Origin of the sequence: Pantoea agglomerans, from assembly GCF_020149765.1 — a bacterium.
GTDB classification, from domain to species: Bacteria; Pseudomonadota; Gammaproteobacteria; order Enterobacterales; family Enterobacteriaceae; genus Pantoea; species Pantoea alvi.
The window spans coordinates 3,040,998-3,065,879 of the sequence record NZ_CP083809.1; the positions used below are offsets into that span (position 1 = coordinate 3,040,998).

23 protein-coding genes are annotated in these 24,882 nt (G+C 60.8%); 7 read left to right on the forward strand and 16 right to left on the reverse strand.

What is annotated here, in order from left to right:
* Nucleotides 1–6: 6 nt before the first annotated feature.
* Together dxs and LB453_RS17355 are read left to right on the forward strand one after the other, a co-directional pair.
* Complete coding sequence (gene dxs, locus LB453_RS17350; RefSeq protein ID WP_103795108.1) at nucleotides 7–1,872, forward strand: 1-deoxy-D-xylulose-5-phosphate synthase; 1,866 nt, start codon at nucleotides 7–9, stop codon at nucleotides 1,870–1,872.
* Between the two features lie 61 nt (nucleotides 1,873–1,933).
* Nucleotides 1,934–2,908 (forward strand): aldo/keto reductase, encoded by a 975-nt coding sequence (locus tag LB453_RS17355; RefSeq protein WP_103795109.1) that lies wholly within the window; start codon nucleotides 1,934–1,936, stop codon nucleotides 2,906–2,908.
* 186 nt (nucleotides 2,909–3,094) lie between these two features.
* Here the strand turns inward: LB453_RS17355 and pgpA are convergent, their stop codons facing one another.
* The 6 genes from pgpA to nrdR form a co-directional block, all read right to left on the reverse strand.
* Nucleotides 3,095–3,553 (reverse strand): phosphatidylglycerophosphatase A, encoded by a 459-nt coding sequence (gene pgpA, locus LB453_RS17360; protein ID WP_411970226.1) that lies wholly within the window; start codon nucleotides 3,551–3,553, stop codon nucleotides 3,095–3,097.
* 25 nt (nucleotides 3,554–3,578) lie between these two features.
* On the reverse strand, nucleotides 3,579–4,556 hold the full coding sequence (gene thiL, locus LB453_RS17365; RefSeq protein ID WP_103795111.1) for a thiamine-phosphate kinase: 978 nt from the start codon (nucleotides 4,554–4,556) through the stop codon (nucleotides 3,579–3,581).
* A 50-nt stretch (nucleotides 4,557–4,606) separates the two neighbouring features.
* Nucleotides 4,607–5,026 (reverse strand): transcription antitermination factor NusB, encoded by a 420-nt coding sequence (nusB, locus tag LB453_RS17370; protein ID WP_103795112.1) that lies wholly within the window; start codon nucleotides 5,024–5,026, stop codon nucleotides 4,607–4,609.
* Between the two features lie 19 nt (nucleotides 5,027–5,045).
* Entirely contained in the window at nucleotides 5,046–5,516 is a 471-nt protein-coding gene (ribE, locus tag LB453_RS17375; RefSeq protein ID WP_103795113.1) for a 6,7-dimethyl-8-ribityllumazine synthase, read from the reverse strand.
* Between the two features lie 89 nt (nucleotides 5,517–5,605).
* On the reverse strand, nucleotides 5,606–6,706 hold the full coding sequence (gene ribD / locus LB453_RS17380; protein WP_103795114.1) for a bifunctional diaminohydroxyphosphoribosylaminopyrimidine deaminase/5-amino-6-(5-phosphoribosylamino)uracil reductase RibD: 1,101 nt from the start codon (nucleotides 6,704–6,706) through the stop codon (nucleotides 5,606–5,608).
* A gap of 2 nt (nucleotides 6,707–6,708) precedes the next feature.
* A complete protein-coding gene (gene nrdR, locus LB453_RS17385; protein WP_033752736.1) occupies nucleotides 6,709–7,158 on the reverse strand; it encodes a transcriptional regulator NrdR in 450 nt (149 codons plus the stop codon).
* Nucleotides 7,159–7,336: 178 nt separating this feature from the next.
* Between nrdR and lysM the strand changes: the two genes are divergently transcribed.
* Both lysM and LB453_RS17395 read left to right on the forward strand, forming a co-directional pair.
* A complete protein-coding gene (gene lysM, locus LB453_RS17390; protein ID WP_103795115.1) occupies nucleotides 7,337–7,774 on the forward strand; it encodes a peptidoglycan-binding protein LysM in 438 nt (145 codons plus the stop codon).
* A gap of 16 nt (nucleotides 7,775–7,790) precedes the next feature.
* Nucleotides 7,791–8,354, forward strand: coding sequence for a DUF3251 domain-containing protein (locus LB453_RS17395; protein ID WP_103795116.1), 564 nt, complete (start codon nucleotides 7,791–7,793; stop codon nucleotides 8,352–8,354).
* 61 nt (nucleotides 8,355–8,415) lie between these two features.
* On the opposite strand, the gene secF is transcribed toward LB453_RS17395, so the two are convergent.
* From secF to queA, 5 genes are all read right to left on the reverse strand, one after another.
* The gene (gene secF, locus LB453_RS17400) at nucleotides 8,416–9,384 is read right to left on the reverse strand and encodes a protein translocase subunit SecF (protein WP_103795117.1); all 969 of its coding nucleotides are present in this window, start codon (nucleotides 9,382–9,384) and stop codon (nucleotides 8,416–8,418) included.
* Nucleotides 9,385–9,394: 10 nt separating this feature from the next.
* Nucleotides 9,395–11,242 (reverse strand): protein translocase subunit SecD, encoded by a 1,848-nt coding sequence (gene secD, locus LB453_RS17405; protein WP_103795118.1) that lies wholly within the window; start codon nucleotides 11,240–11,242, stop codon nucleotides 9,395–9,397.
* 25 nt (nucleotides 11,243–11,267) lie between these two features.
* Complete coding sequence (yajC, locus tag LB453_RS17410) at nucleotides 11,268–11,600, reverse strand: preprotein translocase subunit YajC (protein WP_031374695.1); 333 nt, start codon at nucleotides 11,598–11,600, stop codon at nucleotides 11,268–11,270.
* A 25-nt stretch (nucleotides 11,601–11,625) separates the two neighbouring features.
* A complete protein-coding gene (gene tgt / locus LB453_RS17415; protein ID WP_103795119.1) occupies nucleotides 11,626–12,750 on the reverse strand; it encodes a tRNA guanosine(34) transglycosylase Tgt in 1,125 nt (374 codons plus the stop codon).
* Between the two features lie 76 nt (nucleotides 12,751–12,826).
* Entirely contained in the window at nucleotides 12,827–13,897 is a 1,071-nt protein-coding gene (gene queA / locus LB453_RS17420) for a tRNA preQ1(34) S-adenosylmethionine ribosyltransferase-isomerase QueA (RefSeq protein ID WP_103795120.1), read from the reverse strand.
* 105 nt (nucleotides 13,898–14,002) lie between these two features.
* Here queA and LB453_RS17425 point away from each other — a divergent pair, with 105 nt between their 5' ends.
* The 3 genes from LB453_RS17425 to LB453_RS17435 all read left to right on the forward strand — a co-directional run bounded on the left by LB453_RS17425 (nucleotide 14,003) and on the right by LB453_RS17435 (nucleotide 17,876).
* Complete coding sequence (locus LB453_RS17425) at nucleotides 14,003–14,584, forward strand: ACP phosphodiesterase (protein ID WP_103795121.1); 582 nt, start codon at nucleotides 14,003–14,005, stop codon at nucleotides 14,582–14,584.
* A gap of 130 nt (nucleotides 14,585–14,714) precedes the next feature.
* The gene (locus LB453_RS17430; protein ID WP_103795122.1) at nucleotides 14,715–15,530 is read left to right on the forward strand and encodes an inositol monophosphatase family protein; all 816 of its coding nucleotides are present in this window, start codon (nucleotides 14,715–14,717) and stop codon (nucleotides 15,528–15,530) included.
* Between the two features lie 390 nt (nucleotides 15,531–15,920).
* Entirely contained in the window at nucleotides 15,921–17,876 is a 1,956-nt protein-coding gene (locus tag LB453_RS17435) for an acyltransferase family protein (RefSeq protein ID WP_103795123.1), read from the forward strand.
* Between the two features lie 159 nt (nucleotides 17,877–18,035).
* On the opposite strand, the gene proY is transcribed toward LB453_RS17435, so the two are convergent.
* The 5 genes from proY to phoR all read right to left on the reverse strand — a co-directional run bounded on the left by proY (nucleotide 18,036) and on the right by phoR (nucleotide 24,878).
* Complete coding sequence (gene proY / locus LB453_RS17440) at nucleotides 18,036–19,385, reverse strand: proline-specific permease ProY (protein ID WP_103795124.1); 1,350 nt, start codon at nucleotides 19,383–19,385, stop codon at nucleotides 18,036–18,038.
* Nucleotides 19,386–19,623: 238 nt separating this feature from the next.
* Nucleotides 19,624–20,943 carry a branched-chain amino acid transporter carrier protein BrnQ gene (gene brnQ, locus LB453_RS17445; protein ID WP_103795125.1) on the reverse strand — a complete coding sequence of 440 codons (1,320 nt, stop codon included), beginning with the start codon at nucleotides 20,941–20,943 and terminating at the stop codon, nucleotides 19,624–19,626.
* Between the two features lie 401 nt (nucleotides 20,944–21,344).
* Nucleotides 21,345–22,448 (reverse strand): cobalamin-independent methionine synthase II family protein, encoded by a 1,104-nt coding sequence (locus tag LB453_RS17450; RefSeq protein ID WP_103795126.1) that lies wholly within the window; start codon nucleotides 22,446–22,448, stop codon nucleotides 21,345–21,347.
* A gap of 162 nt (nucleotides 22,449–22,610) precedes the next feature.
* Nucleotides 22,611–23,546, reverse strand: a complete 936-nt coding sequence (locus LB453_RS17460) for a PstS family phosphate ABC transporter substrate-binding protein (RefSeq protein WP_103795127.1) — start codon at nucleotides 23,544–23,546, stop codon at nucleotides 22,611–22,613.
* Nucleotides 23,547–23,564: 18 nt separating this feature from the next.
* On the reverse strand, nucleotides 23,565–24,878 hold the full coding sequence (gene phoR / locus LB453_RS17465) for a phosphate regulon sensor histidine kinase PhoR (RefSeq protein ID WP_103795128.1): 1,314 nt from the start codon (nucleotides 24,876–24,878) through the stop codon (nucleotides 23,565–23,567).
* Nucleotides 24,879–24,882 lie beyond the last annotated feature (4 nt).

The window sequence follows — 24,882 nt, forward strand, 5'->3', positions numbered from 1 at the left end:
TCTCTGATGAGTTTTGATATTGCAAAATACCCGACACTGGCGCAGGCAAGCACCGTAGAGGAGCTGCGTTCTCTCCCGAAAGAGTCGCTTCCGGCGCTGTGCGACGAGCTGCGTCAATATCTGCTGGACAGCGTAAGCCGCTCCAGCGGCCATTTCGCCTCGGGTCTGGGCGTGGTCGAGCTGACCGTCGCGCTGCATTACGTCTATAACACGCCGTTCGATCATCTGGTGTGGGACGTCGGCCATCAGGCCTATCCCCATAAGATTCTGACCGGTCGCCGCGACCGCATCGGCACCATTCGCCAGAAAAACGGCCTGCACCCTTTTCCGTGGCGCGGCGAGAGTGAATATGACGTGCTGAGCGTCGGCCACTCTTCGACCTCTATCAGCGCCGGACTCGGCATGGCGGCGGCGGCAGAGCGCGAAGGCCTCGGCCGCCGCACCGCCTGCATTATCGGCGACGGTGCCATCACCGCCGGCATGGCGTTTGAGGCGATGAACCACGCCGGCGATATCAAACCCGATATGCTGGTGATCCTTAACGACAACGAGATGTCGATCTCAGAGAACGTTGGCGCGCTGAATAACCGTCTGGCGCAGATCCTTTCCGGCAAGACCTACTCGCGCCTGCGCGAAGGCGGCAAGCGCGTGCTGGGCGGGCTGCCGCCGATTAAAGAGCTGGTGAAGCGCACCGAAGAGCACCTGAAAGGCATGGTGGTGCCGGGCACGCTGTTTGAAGAGTTGGGCTTTAACTATATCGGCCCGGTAGACGGTCACGACGTGCTGACGCTGGTGGCGACGCTGAAAAATATGCGCAGCCTGAAAGGGCCGCAGTTCCTGCATATTATGACCAAAAAGGGCAAAGGCTATGCGCCGGCGGAGCAGGATCCCATCGCCTGGCACGCGGTGCCGAAGTTCGATCCCGCCAGCGGCGCGCTGCCCAAGAGCGCCGAAGGCCTGCCGAGCTACTCCAAAATTTTCGGCAGCTGGCTGTGCGAAATGGCGCAGGACGATCCCAGGCTGATGGCGATCACCCCTGCGATGCGTGAAGGCTCCGGCATGGTGGAGTTCTCCCGTCGCTATCCGTCACAATATTTCGACGTGGCCATCGCCGAGCAGCACGCGGTGACCTTCGCTGCGGGCATGGCGATCGGCGGCTATAAGCCGATCGTGGCGATCTATTCGACCTTTCTGCAGCGCGCTTACGATCAGGTGATCCACGACGTCGCGATCCAGAAGCTGCCGGTGCTGTTCGCCATCGATCGCGGCGGCATCGTCGGCGCTGACGGCCAGACCCACCAGGGCGCGTTCGACCTCGCGTTTCTGCGCTGCGTGCCGGAGATGGTGATTATGACGCCGAGCGACGAGAACGAATGTCGTCAGATGCTCTATACCGGCTATCACTATCAGGACGGGCCGAGCGCGGTGCGCTATCCGCGCGGCAATGCGGTCGGCGTCGAGCTGACGCCGCTGCAGAGTCTGCCGCTGGGCAAAGGCGTGGTGAAACGCCAGGGCGAGAAGCTGGCGATCCTTAACTTCGGCACGCTGCTGCCTGCGGCGGCGGAAGCGGCGGAAGCGCTGAACGCCACCCTGGTGGATATGCGCTTCGTTAAGCCGCTGGATGAGGCGCTAATCGCCGAGCTGGCGCAGAGCCACGAGTCGCTGGTGACGCTGGAAGAAGGCGCCATCAAAGGCGGCGCAGGCAGTGGCGTCAACGAGACGGTAATGGCGAAACGCCTGCGCGTGCCGGTGCTCAACCTCGGTCTGCCGGATGAATTTATTCCGCAGGGCACGCAGGATGAGGTGCGCCGTGACTACCAGCTGGATGCGCAAGGCATTCAGCAGCAGATCCGCGACTGGCTCGTAGAGTAAAGTCCCCTGCCCTTCGCTCCTGCTATGCTTACGGATTGTTTAATGCATAGCAGGAGCTTTCATGAAAACCACCCAGTTAGGCCAGACCGACCTTCAGGTTTCCCGTCTCTGTCTCGGCTGTATGACCTTTGGCGAGCCGGATCGCGGTCGTCACGCCTGGACGCTGCCGGAAGCGAGCAGCCGACCGCTGATCCAGCAGGCGCTGGATGCGGGCATTAACTTTTTCGATACGGCGAACAGCTATTCCGACGGCAGCAGCGAAGAGATCGTCGGCCGCGCGCTAAAGGCGTTCGCGCGGCGCGAGGAGATCGTGGTCGCCACCAAGGTCTACTTCCCGCTCAGCAATCTGTCGCAGGGCCTGTCGCGCAAAAATATTATGCAGTCGATTGACGACAGCCTGAAGCGCCTGGATATGGAGTATGTCGATCTGCTGCAGATCCATCGCTGGGATTATGAGACGCCGCTGGAAGAGACGCTGGAAGCGCTGAACGACGTGGTGAAAGCGGGCAAAGCGCGCTATATCGGCGCCTCCTCAATGCACGCCTGGCAGTTTGCTAAGGCGGTCTATACCCAGCGCCAGCACGGCTGGGCGCCGTTCGTCAGCATGCAGGATCAGTACAACCTGATCCAGCGCGAAGAGGAGCGCGAGATGCACCCGCTCTGTCAGGCGGAGAATATCGCCGTGCTGCCCTGGAGCCCGCTGGCGCGCGGCAGGCTGACGCGTCCCTGGGGCGAAGCCACCGCGCGTACCGCCTCGGACGAGTATGGTAAAACCCTCTATAGCGCGACGGAAGAGAACGATGCGGCGATTGCGCAGCGCGTTGAGGCGATTGCCGCACAGAAAGGGGTAAGCCGCGCGCAGGTGGCCCTCGCCTGGCTGCTGCATAAGCCCGCCGTTACCGCGCCGATTATCGGCGCATCGCGCGCTGAACAGCTGGCGGATCTGGTGAAGGCGGTTGAGGTCGATCTAGGCGCCGAGGAGATTGCCGAGCTGGAGACGGTTTATCAGCCTCATCCAGTGGTAGGCTTTGAATAGGGGTTTGTTTCAGGCCGCACCATATCGCCAAAAGCGGGGGCATGGGCAGCAGAGCAAAGCGTTGGCCCGTTTACGGGCGCACCTCATGGAAGAGGTGCGTATCTGCGCGGGCCGGGCGAGCATGGATGTCTGGAGCGACGTTGCGATCGGCCCATGCCACCTGCGTGGGCACAGCGGGTCAACGACTCAGGCGCCCAGCCACACCCCCGCCGCATAGAGCAGCGCCGCCGAAATAACCCCGGCGATAATATCGTCCACCATAATCCCCATGCCGCCGTGCACGTTGCGATCGAACCAGCGGATCGGCCAGGGCTTCCACATATCGAATATGCGGAACACCACGAAACCGGCCAGCACCCACTGCCAGCTATTCGCCGGAATCGCCATCAGCGTAATCCACATGCCGATAAACTCATCCCAGACGATGCTGCCGTGATCGTGCACCCCCATATCTTTGGCGGTGCGGTGACAGATATAGACGCCAAGGCTAATGCCCAGCAGCACAATCAGCGAATAGAGATCCTGCGGCAGCCGCGCCATCAGCCACCAGAACGGGATCGCCGCCAGCGACCCCATGGTGCCCGGCACGTAAGGACTCAACCCGCTGCCGAAACCAGTGGCGAGCAGATGCCAGGGGTTGCTCATGCGCAGGCGGCTCTTCGCCACATCCTTATTTCGCGTCAAAATGGTCAAATCCTTTATGGTTGAAAGTAACCGGCTTGCCGTGCTCCAGCAGCGTCAGTCCCTCGGCTTCAGGCATCAGCTGCCCGATGCAGGTAAAGGGCACGCCAAGGTGGCCCAGCGCGACGTCGAGCGCGCCGCGGTTCATCTCCGGCACGGTAAAGCAGAGCTCGTAATCTTCGCCGCCGCTCAGCGCCCAGCGCAGCACCTGCTCAGGGGCAAAATGGTCGCGCAGCGCCGATGACAGCGGCAGCGCCTCCAGATTGAGCCGCGCGCCGCAGCCGCTCGCTTTAAGGATATGGCCGAGATCGGAAATCAGGCCGTCGGAAATGTCGATCGCCGCCGACGCCAGCGAGCGCAGCGCCTGCCCCTGCAGGATGCGCGGCATCGGCCGCAGGTGGCGCTTAATCAGCGCCTCGTGCACCGCCGGATCCTGGATGCGATGGTGATGCTGCAGCAGCGACAGGCCCGCAGCGCTGTCGCCCAGCGTACCGGTCACGTAGAGCCAGTCGCCCGGCTTCGCGCCGGCGCGCTTCAGCGCGCGGCCCTGCGGCACCAGGCCGTGGATGCCGAGCGTCATGCTCAGCGGACCGCGCGTGGTGTCGCCGCCTACCAGCTGCATATCGTAATACTCCAGCAGCTCGAACAGGCTTTCGCTAAAGGCTTTCAGCCACTCTTCGTCGACCTCCGGCAGCGTCAGCGCCAGCGTCAGCCACGCCGGATCGGCGCCCATGGCCGCCAGATCGCTCAGGTTAACCGCCAGCGCCTTATAGCCGAGATCGGCAGGATGGATATCGCGTAAAAAGTGGACGCCCGCCACCAGCGTATCGGTGCTGATCGCCAGCGTCTGTTTCTCCGGCACGCTCATCAGCGCGCAGTCGTCGCCGATGCCGGTCTCGACGTCGCGGCGGCTGCGGGTTCTGCGATTGAAATAGCGTGCGATGAGTTCGAATTCGCCACAGGACATGGTTGCGTTCCGCTTACTGATGAAAAAAGGCCAGCAAGCTGGCCTTTTCTTTATTTGCGATTGGGTCTGATTTGTGGGGCGGCTTTATCCAGCACGCCGTTGACGAACTTATGGCTGTCTTCAGCGCCAAATACTTTCGCCAGCTCAATACCTTCGTTGATCGCCACTTTATAGGGCACATCAGCGCGCTTGCTCAGTTCATACAGCGAAATACGCAGGATTGCTTTTTCTACCTGGCCCAGCTCTTCAAGCTGGCGCGACAGGTAAGGTTTCATCAGCCCATCCAGATACGCGCTGTTGGTCGCCACACCGGACAGCAGTTCGCGGAAATAGGTAATGTCGACGTCTTTGACGTCCTGTTCCGCCAGAAACTGGTATTCCACATCGGCAATGTCGTTGTTAGACAACTGCCAGGAGTAGAGCGCCTGGACAGCGCACTCGCGGGCGCGGCGACGAGCAGCAGGTTTCACAAAATTCCCCTTACAAAAATCAGGCTTTGATGGCTTTCAATACGTTAATCATTTCGAGTGCGGTCAGGGCCGCTTCGGCGCCTTTGTTACCCGCTTTGGTACCGGCACGCTCAATAGCCTGCTCGATATTTTCCGTGGTCAGTACGCCGAACGTTACCGGGATTTCGCTGGTCATCGCGACGTTAGCGATACCGGAGCTGGCTTCGCCGGCAACATATTCAAAGTGGGCGGTGCCGCCGCGAATCACGGTGCCCAGCGCCACAATGGCGTCGTGCTTACCGCTGTTCGCCAGCGCGCGGGCTGCCAGCGGCAGTTCGTACGCGCCTGGTACCCAGACGACGGTGATGTTTTCATCTTTCACCTGACCGATACGCTTCAGGGCATCGATCGCGCCGTCCAGCAGGCTGTCGTTGATGAAGTTGTTAAAACGCGCAATAACGATGGCAACATTGGCCTCAGGCGTGGCAACAGCAGCTTCGATAACTTTCATACTTATCCTTTCAGGGTTTTGTTATGGCCCCGCAGGGGGGCGGATTCTATCACACTCTTTGGCGGCGTGCTCTTGCTTTTCCGCCGCGGTCAGCGCGGCGTCAGCGTCAGGCGCAGATCGGGGCCAACCTGGCGCACGTCGCTAAATGAAAAGGCTGGCGCATCGGCCAGCTGCGCCAGGCCAGGCAGCTGGCAGAGGCCGCGCGCGGCGTCGCCGAGCAGCGTTGGCGCCATATAGACAATCAGCTCATCCACGACGCCGGTCTGCAGCAGCGCGCCAGCCAGCGACGCCCCCGCCTCGACCCACAGACTGTTTACCTGCCGTTTGCCCAGCAGCATCATCAGCGCCACCAGGTCGAGCTGCTCGCCGCGCGTCGGCACGGCGATCTGCGTGACGCTCTCCGGCCAGGCCTGTTGGTCCGGCGCGGCGCGCATCAGCCAGGTCTCGCCCGGCTGGGCAATAAGTTTGTGCTGCGGCGTGACCCGGTTGCGGCTGTCGACAATCACGCGCAGCGGCTGGCGCAGCTCAGCTTCGTTCAGCAGCGACCGCGACTCGCTATCGAGTTCCGGCCAGCGCACCGTCAGCGACGGATCGTCCGCCAGCACGGTGGCGCTGCTGCTGAGAATCGCCGAGCTTTGCGCCCGCAGGCGCTGCACGTCACGACGCGCGGCCGCTGAGGTTATCCACTGGCTTTCGCCGCTGGCCATGGCGGTGCGGCCATCCAGCGACGCGCCGAGCTTGAGCTGAACGAAGGGAAAACCGGTGCGCATGCGCTTCAGAAAGCCGCGGTTGAGCGCCTCCGCTTCCGCCATCATCAGCCCGTGGCTCACCTCAATGCCCGCCTGCTGCAGGCGATAGAGGCCGCGCCCGGCGACCTGTGGATTGGGATCCTGCATCGCCGCCGCCACGCGACTGACGCCAGCGGCAATCAGGGCGTCGCAGCAAGGTGGCGTGCGGCCGTGGTGGCTGCACGGCTCCAGCGTGACGTAGGCGGTGGCGCCGCGCGCCCTGTCGCCCGCCATGCGCAGCGCGTACACCTCAGCGTGCGGCTCGCCGGCGCGCTGATGCCAGCCTTCACCGACAATCTCGCCGTCGCGTACGATAACGCAGCCGACGTTGGGGTTAGGCGTCGTCGTAAAGCGTCCGCGTCGCGCCAGCTCCAGCGCGCGCGCCATATAGCGTTCGTTCATGGTCAATCCTGTAACCTGGCGATCTCGGCGCCGAAATCGCGAATATCTTCAAAGCTGCGGTAGACCGAGGCGAAGCGAATATAGGCGACCTTGTCGAGCTTCTTCAGCTCGTCCATCACCAGATTGCCGATCAGCTTGCTGGGGATCTCGCGCTCGCCGGTAGCGCGCAGCTGGGTTTTGATATGGTTTACCGCGCTCTCAACCGCATCGGCGCTTACCGGGCGCTTCTCCAGCGCCTTCATCATGCCGCTGCTGAGCTTGTCTTCGTTAAAGGGTTCGCGTACGTCATTGCTTTTCACTACCCGCGGCATCACCAGCTCCGCCACTTCGAAGGTGGTGAAGCGCTCGTGGCACATCAGACACTGCCGCCGCCGCCGCACGGACGAGCCTTCACTAACCAGACGCGAATCAATGACTTTAGTGTCCACAGCAGAGCAAAATGGGCAGTGCATGACCTTTCCTGACGCTAAATAAATGGGCTACACAGTGTAGCGCGAATGACAAGTCAACAAAATGTATAAGCGTGCCTTTCCTCTTTTGCCAATCGGCAGGAGACGTAGCGAGAAAGTGTCTATGCTTACTGATGTCGTCAGAAAGACGGCCTACACCATAACCATCTGGAGGATATATATGGGTTTGTTTAACTTTGTGAAAGAGGCAGGCGAAAAACTGTGGGACGCGGTATCCGGCCATGATGATGCCAGCGAGAAGCTGAAAGAGCACATCAACAAGCTGGGCTTACCTGACAGCGACAAAGTGAACGTGGCGGTCAACGGCGATACCGTAACGGTGAGCGGCGACGGCATTTCCCAGGAGCTGAAAGAGAAAATCTTAGTGGCGGCCGGTAACGTCGCGGGCATTACCAAAGTGGACGATCAGGTTAAAACAGCCGACAGCGCGCCGGAAGCGGAATTCTATACCGTGAAAAAAGGCGACACGCTGAGCGCGATTTCGAAAGCGGTTTACGGCAACCCTAACGAGTACAACAAGATTTTCGAAGCCAACAAGCCGATGCTGACCCACCCTGACAAAATCTATCCGGGCCAGGTATTACGTATTCCTAAATAAGCACAAGGAAGAGTTTATGATCAGGACGGTTTGGGCGCCGCTGGCGTGTGCGATGGCGTTGTTAAGCGGCTGTAGCTCGCCGCCTGCCAGCCCGAAAGTGAATCAGCTGCATCAGGAAGTGAGCCAGCTGAATAAGCAGATGCGCCACCTGACTACTCAGGCGAGCGCCATCGAAATCCAGGGGCAGCTTAACAGCAACTCCACGCAGGGTGCCTGGCTGGTGCCGCAGGCTAATACGCCGGTCGAACTGCAAACCCAGCTCGGCAAGCTGCGCCTCTCGCTGACGCGCGTGGCGGCGGAAGCCAACGGCGCGCGCGCTAACCTGACCATCAGCGCAACCGGCAGCCAGCCCGTTCCGGCGCTGCGTGCGCAGGTGGTTTGGGGCGAACGGGATCCGGCGACGGGCAAACCGCTTGAGGCCACCAGCCTGAGCCAGGAGATCGCGGTGCCGGCGACGCTGCTGCCGCGCGCTTCGGCAACCGTGCCGCTGCGTCTGAGCGGCTTTGCGCCGGGCCAGCTCGGTTTCGTGCGCGTGCATGACGTGGTGGGCGAGCCGCCTGCCGCCCCTGCCGCGCAGTAAGTCGCGCGTCCAGACAAAACGGGCTGCCAGATGGCAGCCCGTTTTTTATTACGCTTGTGCGTTACGGCATGATAGAAGGCTGATCCGCGCCCTCTTTCTCGACCTTCTGCACCAGCATATGTTCGCGCTTCATGCCCAGCTTCAGCGCCAGCGCCGAAGAGACATAAATTGACGAGATAGTACCGATAGAGACGCCGATCAGCATGGTGAGCGAGAAGCCTTTCAGCAGCGCGCCACCAAAGATGAACAGGATCAGGATCATCGCCAGCGTGGTCAGCGAGGTGATCAGGGTACGGCTCAGCGTCTGGGTCAGCGACACGTTGGTGATATCGTAAGAAGAGCCGCGGCGGATCTTGCGGAAGTTCTCGCGAATACGGTCGGAGACCACGATTTTATCGTTGAGCGAGTAGCCGATCACCGACATCAGCGAGGCGACGATGGTGAGATCGATCTCGATATGCGCCAGCGACAGAATGCCGCAGGTGATGATCACGTCGTGCGCCAGCGCCAGCACGGTGCCGAGCGCCAGACGCCACTCAAAGCGGAAGCCGATATAGATCAAAATCGCAATCAGCGCCGCCAGCAGCGCCAGCGCGCCTGCCTGCGCCAGATCGTTGCCCACGCTCGGGCCAACGAACTCAATGCGCTTCACCGTCGCGTTCTGCCGGGCAGTCTGATTGATAATGGTAATGATCTTGTTGCCCAGCTCCTGGCCAGCCGGTCCGTCCATAGGCGCCATGCGCACCATGACGTCGCGGCTGCTGCCGAAGTTCTGCACGATAGGATCGGCATAACCCGCTTTTTCCAGCCCGTCACGCAGCGTATCCAGCTCGGCGGGTTTCTCCAGAGCGATCTCGATCACCGTACCGCCGGTAAAATCGAGACCCCAGTTGAAACCGCGCACGGAGACCATGGCAATAGATGCCACGATCAGCAGGCCGGAGATAATAAACGCCAGCGTGTCCCAGCGCATAAAGTCGACGACTTTACGCCCGTGGTTCAGCTGTTCAATATTGTATTCCTGTGCCACAACGCACTCCTCAGATAGACAGCTTGTTGATGCGCTTGCCGCCGTACACCAGGTTCACGATGGCGCGCGTTCCAACGATCGCGGTAAACATCGAGGTGGCGATACCAATAGCGGTGGTAATCGCAAAGCCTTTAATTGAACCCGTACCAACGGCATACAGGATGATGACCTTGATCAGCGTCGTTACGTTAGCGTCGACGATACTGGAGAAGGCGCCTTTGTAGCCCTCATGAATCGCCTGCTGCACGGAACGCCCGTTTCTCAGCTCTTCCTTAATACGCTCGTTGATCAGTACGTTCGCATCCACCGCCACCGCCAGCGTCAGCACGATACCGGCGATACCCGGCATGGTGAGCGTGGCGCCCGGCAGCAGCGACATAATGCCGACAATCAGCACCAGGTTGCACAGCAGCGCGCTGGTGGCGATCAGGCCGAACTTCTTATAGAACACCACCATAAACAGAATCGAGGCGATCAGACCCCACAGGCAGGCTTCAAGCCCCTGCGTGATATTCTGCGCGCCCATGGTCGGGCCGATGGTGCGCTCTTCCACGATCTGAATCGGCGCAATCAGCGCGCCCGCACGCAGCAGCAGCGAAAGCTGACGCGCTTCGTTCGGGTTGTTGATGCCGGTAATGCGGAAGCTGTTGCCGAGGCGAGACTGGATATTGGCGACGTTAATCACCTCTTCCTGCTTCACCAGCACCGCGCGACCGTTGGCGTCTTTCTTACCGCTGTCTTTGTACTCCACAAACAGGGTCGCCATCGGCTTGCCGATGTTGTCCTTGGTGAAGTTAGACATGATGTTACCGCCCGCGCCGTCCAGGGAGATATTAACCTGCGGCTGGTTGTACTCATCCATGCTGGAGGTTGAGTCGGTGATATGGTCACCGGTCAGGATCACCCGCTTGTAGAGCACGACCGGCTGGCCTTCACGCGTCTTCTTCACCTCCGAGTCGCCCGGTACGCGGCCGTTGGCGGCGGCGGTCGGATCGGCGGTGGTGTTCACCAGACGGAACTCCAGCGTTGCGGTGGCGCCGAGGATCTCTTTGGCGCGCGCAGTATCCTGAATGCCCGGCAGTTCAACGACGATGCGGTCAGTGCCCTGGCGCTGCACCAGCGGTTCGGCGACGCCGAGCTGGTTAACGCGGTTACGCAGGATAGTGATGTTCTGCTGTACGGCGTATTCGCGCGCTTCGCTGAGGCGTGCGTCACTCATCACCGCGCGCAGCGCGTCGCTGCCGCTGGAGGAGATCACCATGTCGCGATGGCGCGCGCTCAGCCAGTTAATCGCCGCATCGCGGCTGTTGCCGTCGCGGAAACGGATTTCCACGCCGTAGTTGGCGATTTTATTGACGTTGGTATAGGGGATATTCTTTTCGCGCAGGTCGCTGCGCAGGCTGTCGGCATTCTGCTCCTGCAGCTTGCCCAGTGCGGTGTCCATATCCACTTCCATCAGGAAGTGAACGCCGCCGCGCAGATCGAGACCGAGCTTCATCGGCTCAGCCGCCAGCATGCTCAGCCAGCGCGGCGTTGCCGGCGCAAGGTTAAGCGCGACGACGTAATCTTCGCCCAGCTTGTTCATAATCGCTTCACGGGCGCGCAGCTGCACATCCGTGTTGGCGAAGCGCGCCAGAATGGCGCCGTTTTCCAGCGCGAGGGATTTGCTCTGGATATTCTCTTGTTTTAACAGGTTCTGAATCTGATCCAACGTTTGCTCACTGGCGGCGCCGCCGCGCGCGCCAGTGATCTGAACGGCCGGATCCTCACCATACAGGTTGGGAAGCGCATAGAGCAGGCCGACGAGAATGACGACGACCAGCATCACGTACTTCCACAAAGGATAACGATTTAACACGGCAGTTCCCTTAGGGAAGTAAATATTAGAGCGCCTTCATCGTACCTTTCGGCAGGACGGCAGCCACGAAATCACGTTTGATAACCACTTCGTTGGTTTCGTTCAGGGCGATAGAAACATAGCCCGTGTCGGAAACTTTGGTTACGCGGCCTACCAGGCCACCGCTGGTCAGCACTTCGTCGCCTTTGGAGATGGAATCCATCAGCTTTTTGTGCTCTTTCGCACGCTTCTGCTGCGGACGCAGGATCATGAAGTAAAAAATCAGACCAAACACCACCAGCATGATCACCAGAGAATACGGACTTCCCTGCGACGGTGCACCTGCGGCAGCCACGGCGTCAGAAATGAAAAAGCTCATTTAATTTCCCTCATTGATAGAATTATCAGACGTTTAACGGTGGAACCGCTTTGCCCGTCCGTTGGTAGAACTCGCTAACAAAGCGCTCCAATTTACCCTCTTCGATAGCCTGGCGTAAACCCGCCATCAGGCGCTGGTAGTAGCGCAGGTTATGAATGGTATTCAGGCGCGCGCCGAGTATTTCGTTACAGCGATCAAGATGATGCAAGTAGGCGCGGCTGTAATTGCGACAGGTGTAGCAATCACACTCCGCATCCAGCGGCGAGGTGTCGTCTTTATGCTTCGCATTACGAATTTTCACCACGCCGTCGGTGACGAACAGATGACCGTTGCGCGCGTTGCGCGTCGGCATCACGCAGTCGAACATATCAATGCCGCGACGTACGCCTTCCACCAGATCTTCCGGCTTGCCGACGCCCATCAGGTAACGAGGTTTATCCTGCGGGATCTGCGGACAAACGTGCTCCAGGATGCGATGCATGTCCTCTTTCGGCTCACCCACCGCCAGGCCGCCCACAGCGTACCCATCAAAGCCAATCTCTACCAGACCTTTGACGGAGACATCACGTAAATCTTCGTAAACAGAGCCCTGAATAATGCCGAACAGCGCGTTCTTGTTGCCCAGGCTGTCAAAGCGGTCGCGGCTGCGTCGCGCCCAGCGCAGCGACATCTCCATCGAACGCTTCGCGTAGTCCCAGTCCGCCGGGTAAGGCGTGCATTCGTCAAAGATCATCACGATGTCCGATCCCAGATCGTACTGGATCTCCATCGATTTTTCGGGATCGAGGAAGATCGGATCGCCGTTGATCGGGTTACGGAAGTGCACGCCCGCTTCGGTGATCTTGCGAATATCGCCGAGGCTGAACACCTGAAAGCCGCCGGAATCGGTGAGAATCGGCCCTTTCCACTGCATAAAGTCATGCAGATCGCCGTGCAGCTTCATAATCTCCTGGCCAGGACGCAGCCAGAGATGAAAGGTATTGCCGAGGATAATCTGCGCGCCGGTATCCTGTACCTCTTCCGGCGTCATACCCTTAACCGTGCCGTAGGTGCCCACCGGCATAAACGCCGGGGTTTCCACCACGCCGCGATCGAAAATCAGACGGCCACGGCGCGCGCGCCCGTCGGTAGTGTCGAGTTCAAACTTCACAAAGCCTCCATCAGAGAAACAGTCTGATGCGATGGTTAAACAAGCAGTTCACGGCGTCGCCGCAAACCGGACGTCATCAGGCACCGACTTTTTCGTGCGGCGCCTGCGGATTTTTGGTAATGAACATCGCGTCGCCATAGCTGAAGAAGCGATACTGTTCCGCCACCGCGGCCTTATAGGCCGCCATGGTGTGCTGATAGCCGGCGAAGGCCGATACCAGCATAATCAGGGTCGATTCCGGCAGATGGAAATTGGTGATCAGCGCGTCGATCACCTGATACTCATAGCCGGGATAGATAAAGATCTGGGTGTCGTCGAAGAAGGGGGCAATCAACGCTTGCTGACTTGCCTGCGCCGCGCTCTCCAGCGAGCGTACCGAGGTCGTGCCGACGGCGACCACTTTATTGCCGCGCGCTTTGCACGCCAGCACCGCGTCGACCACCTCCTGCGGCACTTCGGCATATTCGGAGTGCATCACATGCTCTTCAATGCTGTCGACGCGCACCGGCTGAAAGGTGCCCGCGCCGACGTGCAGCGTGACGAACGCCATCTCAACGCCCTTGTCGCGCAGCGCCGCCAGCAGCGGCTCGTCAAAATGAAGACCTGCGGTCGGTGCCGCCACGGCGCCGGGACGCGCGCTGTAGACGGTCTGATAAAGCTCGCGATCCGCCTCTTCGTCGGGGCGATCGATATAGGGCGGCAGCGGCATATGGCCGACACTGTTAAGGATATCCAGCACCGCGCGCTCGTCTTCAAAGGCGATTTCGAACAGGGCGTCATGTCGCGCCACCATCGTTGCCTTCACGCTCTCGTCGTCGCCCAGCAGCAGCTGGGTGCCTGGCTTCGGCGCTTTAGAGGCGCGCACGTGCGCCAGCACGCGCTTGTCGTCCAGCATGCGCTCCACCAGCATTTCGATTTTTCCGCCGCTCGCCTTACGGCCAAAAACGCGCGCCGGGATCACCCGCGTATTGTTGAACACCAGCAGATCGCCGGGATTCAGCTTCTCCAGCACGTCGGTAAAGACCCCGTGCGTCAGCTGCCCGCTCAGACCGTCCAGCGACAGCAGGCGACAACCGCTGCGCTGCGCCTGCGGATAGTGGGCGATAAGAGATTCAGGCAACTCAAAAGTAAAATCGGCGACACGCATGGCTAACTTCTTACTCAGGGATAAAAACAGGCGGCACAGTTTAGCGGAAAAGCGGCCAATTCTGAACAACTGGCTGCGCGTTCGCACTTCTGGCTATAATGCGGCATGAACTTTCTCGCCCATCTTCACCTCGCTCACCTCGCCGAAAGCTCGCTGCTCGGCAACCTGCTGGCGGATTTCGTCCGCGGAAACCCGCACGAACAGTGGCCGACGCCGGTCGCTGACGGCATTCTGATGCACCGCCGGCTCGACGCGATGACCGACGCGCTGCCTGAAGTTCAGGAAGCGCGCCCGCTGTTTCGTCCGGAAACGCGCCGCGTCGCGCCCATTACCCTTGACGTGGTGTGGGACCACTTTCTCGCCCGCCACTGGGCAACCATCCACCCCGATATGCCGCTGGCGGCCTTTTCGCGCTTTGCCGAACAGCGCGTGGTGCCGCAGATGGCGGGCACGCCAGAGAGCTTTCAGGCGCTGAACGCGGTGATGTGGCGCGAACGCTGGTTCGAGCACTACGCCGATCCGGCGCGCATGGCGCGCGTCCTCAGCGGCATGGCCCAGCGGCGGCCGCGTCTCGCCGCGCTGCGCGACTCCTACCAGGATTTCACCGACCACTACGCCCAGCTGGAGACGCTCTTTTTCCGCTTCTATCCGCGCCTGATGGCGCTGGCGCGCAGCAAAACGCTCTAATCTTTTCCCGACTTGCCAGCACTTCGCATTTGCGGCTTAATGAAACCCTGCTTAACAATAGCGTGCGCCCTGCGCGCTATTTCCGGCGAATGATCGATTCAGCCGCGTGACCAATCATAAGAGGGAAAGGATGTCATCCGCTTCGCAAACCGAAACAGACGCGCGTTACCACTATGCCTGTGAAATCGCCCGCGCCGCGGCCAGCCGCGCCTACGCCTGGTACCAGCAGCGCCAGCAGCTGGTGGTGGAACACAAGCGTGATTTACAGGATGTGGTCAGCGAGGCGGACCGCAACGTTGAAGAGCTGATTAAAACCCTGATCGCCGAACGCTTCCCGGAAGATGCGGTGCTGGGCGAAGAGAGCGGCGGCAACGTCGACGGCGCGCGCTGGGTGTGGGTGGTGGATCCCATTGACGGCACCGCCTGCTTCCTTAACGGCCTGCATAACTGGTGCGTCTCGCTGGCCGTGCTGTGCGACGGCGACGCGCTGATCGGCGTGGTTTGCGATCCCAATCATCAGGAGCTGTTTCATGCCCGCGCGGGGCGCGGTGCCTGGGTCAACGACACGCGCCTGCAGGCGCACGGGGCGCGCCATCTCAGCGAAGGCGTGCTGGGATTAAGCAACTCCAGCCGCGCGCCGGCGCAGCAGACCGCGGCGTTTATTCAGGGCCTGCTTGCCGAGGGCGGCATGTTTGTCCGCATCGGCTCCGGCGCGCTGACCACCGCCTGGGCGGCGGCAGGCCGTCTGATCGGCTATTACGAAGCGCATATGAACCCCTGGGACAGCCTGCCGGGCATCGTGCTGATGCGCGAAGCGGGCGGCGTCACCAATGACTATCTCGCCAACGACGGCCTGAAAAATGGCAATCCGGTGCTGCTGGCCAACCCGGCTATCTACGCGCAAATCAACGCGCTGCTCGGCCCCGACGCCATTAAAGAAGCCTGACGCCAGCCCCCCTGTTACAGAGACCGCACACCAGCCCACGCGCAAAGCAAAGCGTCCCGCGCCATACCAGCAACGCCGGGAACGCTTTTGCTCAACGCGGCGCCTTGCCTTCTTTCGCTGCCTTAAGCCCGCCTGAACTGTTGCTATTTTATCCTTAACCGCCGCTGCACTATTTTTTCAGCGCCACTGCGAACTTTTCTATATTCGCGGCGGCACGCTTTCTTCGCCTTTTTTTGTTTTAAAATAGAGGCGTCAATCATCCCTTTATCATTATTTTTTTAATTTTGTCTTTTGATTAATTCGGCGACTGGATTCGCCGATTTCTTTATGAGCGGCGCCAACGACATCAGCGGTGTTAAATACCTTTGTCGATACTCGGGGGATCCGATAATGAAAACGCCTCTGTCACACCATTATCGCGCGGATATTGATGGCCTGCGCGCCGTGGCGATCCTGATGGTTGTCTTGTTCCACGCGGGCGTCAGCGCCCTGCCCGGCGGCTATGTCGGGGTCGACATCTTCTTTGTTATTTCAGGCTTCCTTATCGGTGGCAGCCTCTACCGCGACTTCGTTTCTGGTCAGTTCTCGCTATTTCACTTCGCAGTGCGCCGCATTCGCCGCATCGCGCCTGCGCTGCTGACCATGCTGTTCGGCCTGCTGTTTATCGGCTATTTTCTGCTCTCGCCGCTGGAATATAGCCAGCTGGCAAAATACAGCTTCGGCGTTTTTCTTTCGGTGCCCAATATCGTTCTGCTTAAAGGCGCAGATTATTTCAGCGCCCCGGCAGATTTAAATCCGCTGCTGATCACCTGGTCACTCGGCATTGAAGAGCAGTTCTATATCCTGCTGCCGATTGTCATGCTGCTGGTCGCCAGATGGCGCGCCCTGTTAATCACGGTGGTGGCGCTGCTGAGCCTGCTGTCGCTGGCGGGCTGTATCTGGCTGACGCCACAAAACAGCTCGCAGGCCTTCTACCTGCTGCCGACGCGCGGCTGGGAGCTGGGGGCGGGCGTGCTGCTGGCGCTGTGGAGACCGCGGCCGACTGGCGGCATCTGGGCCAACCTCTTTACGCTGGCGGGACTGGCGCTAATCGCCTTCTGCGCGCTTCGGCTGAATAACAGCGAAGGCTTTCCCGGCGACAAGGCGCTGCTGCCGGTGCTGGCGGCCTGCCTGCTAATACTGGCGCGCGGCGCACTCAGCCGCCTGGTGCTGGAAAACGCGCCGATGCGCTTTATCGGCAAACTCTCCTGGTCCTGGTATCTGTGGCACTGGCCGCTGCTGGCGCTGGCGCGCATCTGCAGCGACCGCCCGGTCAGCGTTAATCAGGGGCTGAGCATCAGCGCGCTAGCGCTCGGCGTCGCCTGGCTGTCGTGGCGCTATGTGGAGCTGCCGTTCCGCCGCCCGGCCAGAAAGCCGCGCGCGGTTATCCCCGCCTGGTGCCTGATCTCAGTCGCCGGTGCCGCCGCGATGGTCGGCCTGTGGAGCAGCGGCGGCCTGCCCTGGCGCGTTAACGATAAAGTGATCAGCAGCGAGGCCTACAAAATCGACGCCCAGGCCGATACCTGCCTGGTCGATAACGGTGCAGGCCTCCCTTCCCCCAGCCAGCACTGTCAGCCCAAAAGCTCGCGTCCCGGCATCGCGCTGGTCGGTGACAGCCATGCGGCGGCGATGCGCAGCGCCGTCGCGCGCTACGCCGAGGCGCAGGATAAACCGCTCTACCAGCTGACGAAAGTCACCTGCCCGCTGCTGGCGGCGGGCGTCACGCGCGCGCTCTACCAGCAGCCAGCGCACGCCAGCCAGTGCGCGGCGTTCAACGCTGCGGTGATGAAAGCGCTGGTCAGTCCGCGCATTGACGAGGTGGTGATCGCCGCCGCCTGGACGGCGGGGATCGAAACCCTGCCCGGCGCAGGCTATCGCGATATCCACCATCCCGACAGAGATAACCTCAGCGCGCTGAAACAGGGCATGGACGGGGTTATAGCCCAGCTGCGCCAGGCAGGCAAAAAGGTAGTGCTGATCGAGGACGCGCCCTCGCTGTCGCTGGACCCCCTGCGCTACAGCAACAACCGCAATATGCCGCTGCGCCGCGAGCTGAGCCAGTGGCTGAGCGACTGGAAACCCCTGCCGACGCAGAACGCCCGCACCCGGCTCTACTCACTGCCGGAAGCAGACGTCACCCGACTGCTGCGCGGCTATGAGCAGCGCGACGTGCGCGTGGTGTCGTTACAGGAGAATTTATGCAATCGCAGCGGCTGTCTGGTGACCTGGCAGGGGCTGCCGCTCTACTATGATGACAGCCATCTGAGCCCGCAGGGAGTGGAGATCGCGCTGGGCAGCCGCTGGTAGCGTTTTTACACAATGCAAAACATTGACCGGTCGAGGGGCGCAGCTCAGGGATAAGGTGCGTTATCGGGCTGGCAGGGAGGCCGCCTTTTGTGCCGTTGCGCGCCGGCGATGCCTGCCGACGCGTCAGAGAGCAGCGACTCCCCTGCAGCGCTGTTCAAATCAAGACTTACGCACCAGCTTATAGCCCGCCAACAGCAGCACGATCCACACCAGTCCCACATAGAGCGAAATACGCGTATCCGGGAAGTAGCCGATCAGCGCAATGATAAAGCCGAGGAACAGCACGCCAGCCAGCGAGGTCCAGATGCCGCCCGGCACGGCGAACTGCAGCTTGCTCGCCGCCTCTTTGCCGATCCTGCGACGGAAAGCGATCTGCGACAGCAGGATCATAATCCATACCCAGACGGTGGCGAAGGTCGCCAGCGAGGCGATAACCAGGAAGACCTTCTCCGGCATCAGATAGTTGAGATAGACCGCAATCAGCATCGCCGCCATCATCACCACTACCGTCACCCAGGGAATGCCGCGCTCGGACACCTTCATAAACATCTTCGGCGCGTGGCCCTGCTGCGCCATGCCGTGCAGCATACGCCCTACCCCGAACACGTCGCTGTTGATCGCCGACAGCGAGGCCGTCAGCACCACGAAGTTAAGGATAGAGGCCGCCGCCGCGATGCCGAGATGCTGGAAGGTCAGGACGAAAGGCGAGCCGTTGGTGCCGACCTGGTTCCACGGATAGATCGACATAATCACAAACAGCGTGCCGACGTAAAACACCAGGATGCGCATCGGCACCGAGTTAATGGCGCGCGGGATCGACTGCGCCGGATCTTTGGCTTCGCCGGCGGTAATGCCGATAATCTCGATGCCGCCGTAGGCGAACATCACCATCTGCAGCGAGAGCAGCATGCCGACGATGCCGTGCGCGAAGAAGCCGCCGTTGCTCCACAGGTTATGGATGCCGGTCGGCTGGCCGCCGTTGCCGATGCCCCAGAAAATCATGGCGAAACCGGCGACGATCATCACCACAATGGTGGCGACCTTAAAGAAAGAGAACCAGAACTCAACTTCGCCGAACACCTTGACGCTCATCAGGTTAACGGCGCCGATAATCAGCACCACGCTCAGCACCCAAATCCAGTGCGGCACCTCTGGAAACCAGACGCCCATATAGATGCCGAAGGCGGTCACGTCGGCAATGGCGACGATCAGGATTTCAAAACAGTAGGTCCAGCCGGTGATATAGCCCGCCAGCGGCCCGAGATAGTCCTGCGCATAGCGCGAGAACGAGCTGGCCTGGGGGTTATTCACCGACATCTCGCCGAGCGCGCGCATAATGATATAGGCGACCGCGCCGCCGATAATATAGGCGAGCAGCACGCTCGGCCCCGCCATTTTGATGGCATCCGCCGACCCGTAAAACAGTCCGGTGCCAATCGCCGATCCCAGCGCCATAAAACGGATATGGCGCGTGCTCAGTCCGCGTTTGAGCTTATTGGTTTCTTGCATAACAACCTGTACCTGTAAAAGAAAAACCACGGGCAAGCCCGTGGTTACATTGCAGCCAAAGCCTGCAGGCGGGTGAGATGGACCGGAGAGCAAAGCGTCCCACGCCATGAATGGAGTGGGACGAGCTGGCATGGATGCCATGTTGCGTCTTTGCGATCGGGCCATTTCTCCCGCATCAGCACTCTGTCACTTAACTGACCGCGGGCAAGCCCGTGGTCAGAGCAAACAGCGGTGGCGGTTACGAGTGCGCCGTAACCTGCTCGCGTCCTTTGACGCGATCCACCACCGCCGCGATCAGCAGCATCACCAGCGCGGGCGGCAGCCAGGCGAGACCCTGGTCCGCCAGCGGCAGCTGCTGGCTAAACGCCGGCAGCATATCTTTAAAACTGGTGGTTTTCACCCCGTCGATAATGCCGAAAATCAGGCTGACCAGCATGGTCGGCGCAATCAGACGGCTGCTTTTGTTCCACCAGTTCAGGGTGAAACTCAGCACGATCAGCACGATGCACGGCGGATAGATCGCCGTCAGCACCGGAATCGAAATCTGAATCAGATGGCTCAGGCCGAGGTTCGACACCACCATTGAGAACAGACCCAGAATAAAGACCAGTGCTTTATACGACAACGGCAGGTATTGCGCAAAAAATTCCGCACAGGCGCAGGTCAGGCCGACCGCCGTTACCATGCAGGCAACGAAAATCAGCGCCGCCAGGAAGAAGCTGCCCATCCCGCCGAAGGTCTGCTGCACGTAGGCATGCAGGATCGCCGCGCCGTTCGCGCTCTGCTCCACCAGCGCGCCGCTGCCGTTGCCGAGCTTGAACAGGCTGAGATAGACCAGCGTCAGGCCGACGCCGGCGATCAGGCCAGCCATCACGGTATAGCGCGTCAGCAGGCTGGCGCTCTCAACGCCGCGCGAGCGCGCCGCGTTAACGATAACGATACCGAACACCAGCGCGCCCAGGGTATCCATCGTGAGATAGCCGTTGACGAAGCCGCTGGAGAAGGCGGCACGCTGATAATCTACGGTAGCAGGCGCGACAGTGCCCGCCGGCCAGATCAGCGCCGCGATGCCAAGCACCGTCAGCGCGACGATTTTCAGCGGCGCAAGGAAGTGGCCCACGGTATCCAGCAGCTTGCCGGGATAGAGCGACACGCCAATCACCAGCACGAAATAGATAAAGCTGTAGATAAACAGCGGCAGCGCACCGTCACCGGTGAGCGGCGCGATGCCCATTTCGAACGACACGGTCGCGGTGCGCGGCGTGGCGAACAGCGGGCCGACCGCCAGATAGCAGACGGTCGCCAGCAGCAGGCCAGCGCCCTTGCCGATCGGGGTGCTAAGCGCGTCAACGCCACCGCCGACGCGCGCCAGCGCGATAACGGTCATCACCGGCAAACCCACGGCGGTCAGCAGGAAGCCAATAGCGGCCGTCCAGACGTGTTCGCCAGACTGAATACCGACCATCGGCGGGAAAATAATGTTACCCGCGCCAACAAACAGGGCGAACGTCATAAAGCCCAGCGCGAGGATATCCTTCGAGGTTAAACGATGTGTCATACAACTGTATTGCCTGTAACGAGTGTTGCGGTGGAAGTTGGGTTTATGTTGTCCCCAGACCGCGCGTTGACAACGACTTAGCGCACGATGCCAGCGCATTGTGCTTGCCTTAATCGTGTCGCGCAGGTGAATTACGCTGCTTTTGTTCTGTTCACAAGTGGGATGATACGACAACGGCCGTAAGTAGAACGTTTATAGCGGAGAAAGGCAATACGGGATCGGAAAACCAGAAGGTTATGGCGGAAAACAGGCAGAAAGCAGTGAATATCTCGGATATATCTCCGCAGGGCATCAGATGATGTGCTTATTTTTTCTCCATCGCGTGAGAAATTTCAGCGTAAGTGCGCGTCATGGTGCACAAAAGGCGCGTTTTACGCGCCTGTTTGCACAAGTTTACAGCATTACCACACCTGGCTGGCGATATCGACCACCAGGCGAATCTTCGCCCACTGCTGCTCTTCGCTCAGGCTGTTGCCCTCTTCGGTAGAGGCGAAGCCGCACTGCGGGCTAAGGCAGATCTGGTCCAGGCTGACGAACTTCGCCGCTTCCTGCAGGCGCGCCTTCACCTGCGCCGGATCTTCCAGCTCGCCGTTTTTGGTGGTCACCAGGCCCAGCACCACTTTTTGATGCCCAGGCTTAATAAAGCGCAGAGGCTCGAAGCCGCCAGAGCGCTCGTTATCATACTCCAGGAAGAAAGCGTCGATATTGACGCCGCCGAACAGGATCTCCGCCACCGGCTCATAGCCGCCTTCAGAGATCCAGGTAGAGCGGAAGTTGCCGCGGCAGACGTGCAGGCCCACGGTAAGATCGGCCGGCTTGCCCTCCAGCGCCTTGTTCAGCACGCGGGCATAGGTGCGCGCCAGCTGCTCGGGATCATCGCCGCGCTCGCGGATTTGACGCTTCTGATCTTCTGAACAGAGGTAGGCCCAGACGGTGTCGTCCAGCTGCAGATAGCGGCAGCCCGCATCGTAAAAGGCTTTGATTGCCGTTTTATAGGTTTCGGCCAGATCGTCGAAGTAGTCCGCCAGGTCGGGATAGACGTTTTCGTCGATCACTTTACGGCCGCCGCGGAAGTGCAGCACGCTCGGGCTGGGAATGGTCATCTTCGGCACCGCATCGCCCGCGATGCTCTGCAGGAAGCGAAAATGTTCCAGCATCGGGTGATCGCGGAAGCCCAGTTTGCCCACCACGCGCACGCCGTGCGCTTTGGTCTGCACCCCGTTGAACTGAATGCCCTGCTCGGCTTCGAACAGCTCAACGCCCTCCAGGCCGCCGAAAAAGTCGAAGTGCCACCAGGCGCGGCGGAACTCGCCGTCGGTCACGACCTGCAGGCCATTAGCGATCTGCTTGCTGACGACGTCGCGGATCGCTTCGTCTTCGATACGGGTCAGCTGGGTTTTATCAATCTGCCCGGCGGCATACTGCTCGCGCGCATTTTTAATGGCGGCGGGACGCAGGAAGCTGCCGACGGTATCGGCGCGGAACGGGGCGGTCTGTGCGGTCATTTTCTACTCCTGATCGCTGTCGTTAATCACGACAGGGAATAATTTCACTCTGTTATATGTAGCCATCTGGATGGCTAAACGTCTGCGGACAGAGTGGCACGCGCGCGACGCTTCTGCAACAGAAGAAATTTCAGTAGAGTTGAAAAAAATTCACGTTAGCGTTTACTTCGCTTCTATGGCAGCCAGCGCCTGCTCTCGCTGCGCCGTCGACAGCGGCAGATAGCCTGCTTCGCTGACGCGACGCTGTCCCTGCGGCGACAATACCTGGTGCAGAAAGGCGTCAACCAGCGGCGGCAGCGGCTTGCCTGGGGGCTTATTTACGTAGATATAGAGCGGGCGCGCCCAGGGATAGCGGCCGCTGCGGATAGAGTCAGCGTCCGGCGCTACCGCCGCGCGCTGGCCGTCGGCCACGGCGAGCATCTTCACGCCGCTGAGATGAAAGCCGAAGCTGGCGTAGCCGATGCTGCGCGGATTGGCGGCGACCGCCTGCACCACGGCGGCCGAGCCGGGAAACTCAGCCACGTCGGCGCGAAAATCGCCGTTGCACAGCGCCTGCTGCTTGAAGAAGCCCCAGGTGCCCGAGGCGGAGTTGCGCCCGTAGCGCTGAATCGGCCGCCGTGCCCAGTCGGGCTGGCGCACGCCCATATCGCCCCAGCGAGTCGGCACCTGCGGCCCGCCGCACAGGCGCGTCACGGAAAAAATAGCGTCGAGCTGGCGCGCGTCGATCTGCGTCAGCGGGTTGCGCTGATTCACCACCACCACCAGCGCGTCGAGCGCCACCGGCACGGCGAGCGGCGCGTAGCCGTAGCGCGCCTGAAAGGTTTGTCGCTCCTCCGCCTGCATAGGGCGGCTCATCGGCCCGAGCTGCGCGGCGCCCGCCGCCAGCGCGGTTGGCGCGGTGGAAGAGCCAGAGGCCTGCACCTGCAGATTGACGCCAGGGGCCTGCGCGCTGAAATCTTCGCTCCACAGCATCATCAGCGTCCCCAGAGTGTCAGAGCCGACGCTGCTGAGGTTGCCGGTGAGCATGGCAGGCTGAGGCGCCGCCGCCAGCGTCAGCGCGGGCGAGAAGAGTGAGAGCAACAGCAGCAAGGCGCGCATGAGAGGTTCCATTAACGGTTAATGGACGGCATTCTCCTGCAATCCCGCGCTGACGATCAACCTCGACGGCAGCGTAAAGGTGAAGCAGGTCTCTTTATTGGGAATGCTGGTGATCTCCAGCCGCGCATTATGGTGGCTGAGGGCGTGCTTGACGATCGCCAGCCCCAGCCCGCTGCCGCCGGTGGCGCGCGAGCGCGCCTTATCTACGCGGTAGAAGCGCTCCGTCAGGCGCGGCAGATGCTCCGCCGGAATGCCCGGCCCGTTGTCGCATACCCTGAACTGTGCGCCCTGGCGGCTGCGCAGCCAGCTGATATCGATGCGCGTGCCCTCTGGCGTATGGTTTACCGCGTTATAGACCAGGTTAGAGAGGGCGCTGCGCAGCTGATCGTCATCGCCGAGCACCTTGAGATGGGGATCGGTATGGAAATGGATCTCATGGCGGCCGCTGCTCAGCGTCTCCGCTTCGCGCTGCAGCAGATGCAGCATCATCGGCACATCCACCGTCTCTTTCATGTCGAGAGCCGGCGCGGCCTCAATGCGCGACAGCGTCAGCAGCTGGCGCACCAGGCTGTCCATGCGGCGCGTCTGCTCCTGCATAGTCTGCAGCGCCTTGCCGCGCGAGCGCTCGTTCATCACCGAGTCGTTCATCATCTCCAGATAGCCCTGCAACACCGTCAGCGGCGTGCGCAGCTCGTGACTGACGTTGGCGAAGAAGTTGCGGCGCGCCCCCTCCAGCTGGTGCATCTGCGTCACGTCGCGCGCCACCATCAGCCACTGCCCTTCGCTGTAGGGCATGATGCGAAACTCCATATGGTGCTGGTTATTGAGGATCAGGGTGAGCGGCTTGTTGAAATCGCGCTGGCGAATATAGCGGGAGAATTCAGGGTAGCGCAGCAGGTTGAGGATGTTCTGGCCGTTATCTTCCGGCCAGCGCAGGCCAAGATGCTGCTGCGCCAGGCCATTACACCAGAAAATCGCCCCCTCTTCCGTGGTGAGCACCACCGCGTCGGGCAGCGTCTCTGCGCCGCTGCGAAAGCGCTTGATCAGGTTACCCAGCTCGCGCCGCCGCCGCCGGTTGCGCAGCTGCATCTGATAGAGCCCGTAAAACAGCGGCTCCCAGCTCGCCCGTCCGGTGGGCGGCGTCATGGTGCGATCCACCCACAGCCAGTGCGACAGCCGCATCAGATTATAGAAATGCCACAGCAGCACCCCCAGCACGCTGGCCAGCAGCAGCCAGGGCAGATAGCCGAAAATTAAACCGATAATCAGCGCCGGCAGGCAGGCCAGCGCCAGCTCGGAAAGCAGTCTCTTCCAGGAGAGTCGTTCCAGCACGGTA

What these genes read in the sequence shown, in the direction of transcription:
- dxs (WP_103795108.1), top strand. Translation starts at nt 7, where the DNA reads ATGAGTTTTGATATTGCAAAATACCCGACACTGGCGCAGGCAAGCACC.
- LB453_RS17355 (WP_103795109.1), top strand. Translation starts at nt 1,934, where the DNA reads ATGAAAACCACCCAGTTAGGCCAGACCGACCTTCAGGTTTCCCGTCTC.
- pgpA (WP_411970226.1), bottom strand. Translation starts at nt 3,553, where the DNA reads ATGAGCAACCCCTGGCATCTGCTCGCCACTGGTTTCGGCAGCGGGTTG.
- thiL (WP_103795111.1), bottom strand. Translation starts at nt 4,556, where the DNA reads ATGTCCTGTGGCGAATTCGAACTCATCGCACGCTATTTCAATCGCAGA.
- ribE (WP_103795113.1), bottom strand. Translation starts at nt 5,516, where the DNA reads ATGAAAGTTATCGAAGCTGCTGTTGCCACGCCTGAGGCCAATGTTGCC.
- ribD (WP_103795114.1), bottom strand. Translation starts at nt 6,706, where the DNA reads ATGAACGAACGCTATATGGCGCGCGCGCTGGAGCTGGCGCGACGCGGA.
- nrdR (WP_033752736.1), bottom strand. Translation starts at nt 7,158, where the DNA reads ATGCACTGCCCATTTTGCTCTGCTGTGGACACTAAAGTCATTGATTCG.
- lysM (WP_103795115.1), top strand. Translation starts at nt 7,337, where the DNA reads ATGGGTTTGTTTAACTTTGTGAAAGAGGCAGGCGAAAAACTGTGGGAC.
- LB453_RS17395 (WP_103795116.1), top strand. Translation starts at nt 7,791, where the DNA reads ATGATCAGGACGGTTTGGGCGCCGCTGGCGTGTGCGATGGCGTTGTTA.
- yajC (WP_031374695.1), bottom strand. Translation starts at nt 11,600, where the DNA reads ATGAGCTTTTTCATTTCTGACGCCGTGGCTGCCGCAGGTGCACCGTCG.
- queA (WP_103795120.1), bottom strand. Translation starts at nt 13,897, where the DNA reads ATGCGTGTCGCCGATTTTACTTTTGAGTTGCCTGAATCTCTTATCGCC.
- LB453_RS17425 (WP_103795121.1), top strand. Translation starts at nt 14,003, where the DNA reads ATGAACTTTCTCGCCCATCTTCACCTCGCTCACCTCGCCGAAAGCTCG.
- LB453_RS17430 (WP_103795122.1), top strand. Translation starts at nt 14,715, where the DNA reads ATGTCATCCGCTTCGCAAACCGAAACAGACGCGCGTTACCACTATGCC.
- LB453_RS17435 (WP_103795123.1), top strand. Translation starts at nt 15,921, where the DNA reads ATGAAAACGCCTCTGTCACACCATTATCGCGCGGATATTGATGGCCTG.
- proY (WP_103795124.1), bottom strand. Translation starts at nt 19,385, where the DNA reads ATGCAAGAAACCAATAAGCTCAAACGCGGACTGAGCACGCGCCATATC.
- brnQ (WP_103795125.1), bottom strand. Translation starts at nt 20,943, where the DNA reads ATGACACATCGTTTAACCTCGAAGGATATCCTCGCGCTGGGCTTTATG.
- LB453_RS17450 (WP_103795126.1), bottom strand. Translation starts at nt 22,448, where the DNA reads ATGACCGCACAGACCGCCCCGTTCCGCGCCGATACCGTCGGCAGCTTC.
- LB453_RS17460 (WP_103795127.1), bottom strand. Translation starts at nt 23,546, where the DNA reads ATGCGCGCCTTGCTGCTGTTGCTCTCACTCTTCTCGCCCGCGCTGACG.